This window comes from Gordonia sp. SCSIO 19800 (genome assembly GCF_018132775.1).
Lineage (GTDB): Bacteria > Actinomycetota > Actinomycetes > Mycobacteriales > Mycobacteriaceae > Gordonia > Gordonia hongkongensis.
The window spans coordinates 1-3,809 of record NZ_JAGRQM010000048.1; the positions used below are offsets into that span (position 1 = coordinate 1).

General features: G+C 67.6%; 3 protein-coding genes, 1 rRNA gene and 1 pseudogene. 2 read left to right on the forward strand and 3 right to left on the reverse strand.

Going from position 1 to position 3,809, the window contains the following annotated elements:
* Positions 1-213 (forward strand): annotated as a pseudogene (locus KB201_RS24560) (IS1380 family transposase); the annotation flags it as partial.
* A 276-nt stretch (positions 214-489) separates the two neighbouring features.
* On the opposite strand, the gene nucS reads toward KB201_RS24560, so the two are convergent.
* Positions 490-1,173, reverse strand: a complete 684-nt coding sequence (gene nucS / locus KB201_RS24565; protein WP_058249976.1) for an endonuclease NucS — start codon at positions 1,171-1,173, stop codon at positions 490-492.
* A 46-nt stretch (positions 1,174-1,219) separates the two neighbouring features.
* The gene (gene glsA / locus KB201_RS24570) at positions 1,220-2,653 is read right to left on the reverse strand and encodes a glutaminase A (protein WP_058249975.1); all 1,434 of its coding nucleotides are present in this window, start codon (positions 2,651-2,653) and stop codon (positions 1,220-1,222) included.
* Between the two features lie 90 nt (positions 2,654-2,743).
* On the opposite strand from glsA, the gene KB201_RS24575 reads away from it, so the two are divergent.
* Entirely contained in the window at positions 2,744-3,622 is an 879-nt protein-coding gene (locus KB201_RS24575) for a universal stress protein (protein ID WP_058249974.1), read from the forward strand.
* 67 nt (positions 3,623-3,689) lie between these two features.
* Here the strand turns inward: KB201_RS24575 and rrf are convergent.
* Positions 3,690-3,806 (reverse strand): 5S ribosomal RNA (gene rrf, locus KB201_RS24580).
* Between the last annotated feature and the right edge of the window lie 3 nt (positions 3,807-3,809).

Here is a 3,809-nt window from a genome sequence, read left to right on the forward strand (position 1 = left end):
ACCGCGATCAGCCACAACCTGATGCGCACCCTCGCCGCACTCACCAACACCCCCAGACTGCGGGCCGCGCGGGGCGCAACGCTGCGCCGCACACTCATCGCGATACCCGCCCGACTAGCGCGACCAGCACGAACACCGGTCCTGCACCTACCCCGACACTGGCCCACCCAACACGCCTTCACCGCGCTGTGGGCCGCGGTCAACACCACCTGACCTACCAACCACACCCCCCCACCCACCACCAAGGAACCCCAGTGAAAAGGCTGACACCGGTCAGCGAATACCACACGCCCACAACACAATCAGACGATCACGCGCCCCAACCCACCCCACCTGAAACCCTTCCACGGATTCAGGCTGAGGTGCGAGGAGCGCGAGCGACGAGCCACGAAGGGCCTGGCAAGACGAGGGCGAGGGCCCTTCGTGGCTCGCTGCGCTCGCACCTCAGGGAGCAGGGGTGGGCCACGCCGCTTGCTCCGCAGGGTGGGCCTAGAAGAGCCGGAACTCCGTGCTCTCCGCGCCGCGAAGCTCGTCGTAATCGAGCACCACGCAACGGATTCCGCGGTCCTCGGCCAGCGTGCGGGCCTGCGGCTTGATCTGCTGGGCGGCGAAGACGCCGGCCACCGGGGCGAGTGTGGTGTCGCGGTTGAGCAGCTCGAGGTACCGGGTGAGCTGCTCGACGCCGTCGATCTCCCCGCGCCGTTTGATCTCGACCGCCACCGTGGCACCCGATGCGTCCCGGCACAGCAGGTCCACCGGCCCGATCGCGGTCATGTACTCGCGGCGGATGAGCGTGTGACCCGGACCCAACGTCTCGACATGCTCGGCGAGCAGCTCCTGCAGGTGCGCCTCGACGCCGTCCTTGACGAGGCCGGGGTCGATGCCGAGGTCGTGCTGGGAGTCGTGCTCGATCGACGCGATGGTGATGCGGAGTTCCTCGCCCGCCTTGTTGGTGACGACCCAGTACGCCTCCGCCTGCGTACCGTCGGGAACCTGCGCCTCGGTGAGCCAGCACGGCGGACTCATCCAGTTCAACGGCTTGTAGGCCCGGTCGTCGGCGTGCACGCTCACCGATCCGTCCGATTTGATCAGCAGCAACCGCCGGGCCATGGGCAGATGGGCGGTCAGCCGCCCGACGTAGTCGACCTGACACTCCGCGATGACGAGACGCACGTGCCCACCCTAGTGGTGTGTCCCGGAACCGGGCGGCGCGGCCCGCTCACTCGTCGTAGTAGTGCTTCAGCAGAAACGTCTCGGCATCGACGACCGCGTCGTCCATCGTCGAGTGCACGTGCGGAAGCGCCGGGTCGAATCCCCGGAGTTCCGGCGGCGCATCGAGATCGGGCACCGCCGCGTCGTCACGGTGCCGATCGACGCTGGCGCGGACGACGCCGTCCGGGTCGACGAGCGCGGCCCGCCGGCCGCTGTCGTCCAGCAGCCGTTTGATGCTCAGCACCATCGTGCGTGCGACCGCGTCGATCACCCCGATGCGGGAGATCTCGACGATGACGACGGTGTATGCGTCGATGTCGGCCATGAGGCGCCGCTGGACACTCTCGGCGCCGGCGAAGGTCAGGTCTCCCTGCAGTTCGTACACGCGGATGCGGTCGCGACAGGTCCGCAGATAGCTGCGCTCCTGCTCGCCCCATTCCGCGCTGACGGGGGTGTCGGCGAGGTCGTAGACCGACCGGATCGTCACCCGACTCTCCCGTGTCACGTTGAACATGTGCAGACCCAGGTCGGTGGACAGATGCCGACACACGTCGACGCCGCGGACGCTGTTGCCGTGACCGTCGAGCCGTGGCGAGTACACGCCGATGCCGAGTTGCCCCGGCAGCACCGCGAGGATCCCGCCACCGACGCCGCTCTTCGCTGGCAGGCCGACGGAGGTGACCCAGTCCCCCGCGCCGTCGTACATCCCGCACGTCGTCATGACACTCAGCAACCGCTGCGCGGTCTCGTTGGAGAAGACCGTCCGACCCGTGCGGGGATTCATCCCGCCGTTCGCGATCGTCGCGCCGATCCCGGCCAGGTCGTCGGTCGTCACCCGAATCGAGCACTGTCGGTAGTAGAGGTCGAGAGCGGCGTCCGGGCTGGTCTCTAGAGCCCCGAAGCTGTCTAGCATGTAGGCGATCGCGCGGTTGCGCGAACCCGTCGCGGCCTCGGAGGCATAGACCCCCTCGTCCATCGTGAGGCGCCGTCCGGCACATCCGGAGTAGAACTCGAGCACCTCCCGGAAAGCGGCGTCGACCGCCGCCTCGGCCACGTCCCGGGTCGGCGGCAACAGCATGGATGCGGCAAAGATGGCCCCCGCATTGATCATCGGGTTCTTCGGGCGTCGGCGCTCGTCCACGCTGATCTCGTTGAATGCCTCGCCGGACGGCTCGACGCCGATCTTCGCGTCGACCGCCGCGGTGCCGTGCTTCTTCAGGACCATCGCATAGGTGAGGGGCTTGGAGACCGACTGGATGGTGAACGCCGTCGCGGAGTCACCATGTGAGTAGGTGTGGCCGTCGTGCACGCACATCGACAGGCCGTAACCCTCGGGGTCGACGGCGGCCAGTTCCGGGATGTAGTCGGCGACATGACCGGATCGGTCCGAATGGCATTCGTCCATGATGTGGCTGAGGTAACCGTCGACGAGGGAGTCCATGACCCCATCTAAGCGTGTCCCCCGGCACCCCGTCGGAGATGACTAGGCTGGCGATGACCGGGGACCGAGACACCGACGCTGGGAGTACCGATGAAGCTGCTCGTCGCATACATCGCCACCTCGGGAGGCGACGACGCGGTCGCCCTCGGCGCATGCCTCGCGCGGACCTTCGACGCCGAACTCGAGCTCTGCATCGTCATCCCACCCGAGCCGGACAGCGCCGACCCGTCCGAACAGGTCTCGGTCGAACGCCTCTCCGACGCCCTGGACAATGCGGCCCGCCGATGGCTCGACGCCGCTGCCGCCAGACTCCCCGACGACATCCAGACCACCACGACGATCGCCGAACACGCCAACCCCGGGGAGGGTCTCATCGTGCAGGCCCGGCGCACATCGGCGGACATGCTGGTCATCGGCGGCGCGGGTGGCGGTATCCGCGGCCGGCACACACTCGGGACCGTGGTCAACGACATCTTGCATTCCGCACCGGTCCCGGTGGCGGTGGCGCCACCGGGGTTCGCGCATCTCGGCGCCGACGAGGTGCGAGAGATCTCGGTCGCGATCGGTAGCAGGCCAGGCACCCAGCTGTTGTTCCAGACGGCGTTGCGCAGCGGTGTCCGTGCACATCGGCCCATCCGGCTGATCTCGCTGGTCGCCGTCGACGACGTCCAACCCTGGCGCACCGAGCCGGAAGAACGGGCCCTCGACCACGCTCGCGAACACGCGCGACGCAGTCTCGAGGCGGCCAGAGAACAACTGCCACCGGACTTCCCGGTCAGCTCGGCGATCGCCCAGGGGTCGACCATCGAGGAGGCAGTCGGCTCCCTGGACTGGCAGGACGGCGATGTGGTCATGGTCGGCTCCAGCCGGCTGGCGGCGCCCAACACGCTCTTCCTCGGCACAACCGCAGCGAAAATCCTTCGCGCGGTGTCGGTTCCGATGATCGTCGTTCCGAAGGGCACCGACTGATCACGTCTCGACCCAGAAAAGCATTGTGGCCCCTCACGAATCGCGAGGGGCCACAATGGGATGTTGTGTTCGGCGGTGTCCTACTCTCCCACACTGATTAGGGTGCAGTACCATTGGCGCTGGAGGGCTTAGCTTCCGGGTTCGGAATGGGGCCGGGCGTTTCCCCTCCGCTATAGCCGCCGTAACT